This window comes from Bacteroides sp. 519, assembly GCF_010500955.1.
Classification (GTDB): domain Bacteria; phylum Bacteroidota; class Bacteroidia; order Bacteroidales; family Bacteroidaceae; genus Bacteroides.
In genome coordinates this window covers 1-338 of record NZ_QVMJ01000094.1, presented here as the reverse complement: position 1 = coordinate 338, position 338 = coordinate 1, and the positions used below count along the sequence as shown (strand labels likewise).

General features: G+C 42.0%; 1 protein-coding gene. It reads right to left on the bottom strand.

What is annotated here, in order from left to right; genetic code table 11:
• Window positions 1-47 precede the first annotated feature (47 nt).
• Window positions 48-338, bottom strand: a 291-nt coding sequence (locus D0T85_RS22050; protein ID WP_163215671.1) for a hypothetical protein, incomplete at its 5' end; no start/stop codon positions are given.

Below are 338 nucleotides of genomic sequence, written 5' to 3'. Positions count from 1 at the left end.
TCAGTTTATCCTTGAGAACCAATGAAGATCAGGAAGAGCCATGTTTCTTATTCCATTAGACAGTATGTTGAAATTTGTTTCAATATAACTGATATGCCAACTTTCTCTGGATAGCTCAATTCGCTGTCTACACATCTCTTCACTTTCAGCTTTGCTTCAACAGCCTCTGGAGGAGCATTATATCGCTCAAGTTCCTTCTTCAGTTCTTCCTCACTACCCAGTATGAAAATGAAGCTTTCACGCTTAACTGCTTCACAGACTATTGCAGCATTAGCTTCATAGCAGCAAACAGCCAGGATGACCAGCAGAAGACATAGGATCGGCCTCATGGTGCTCAG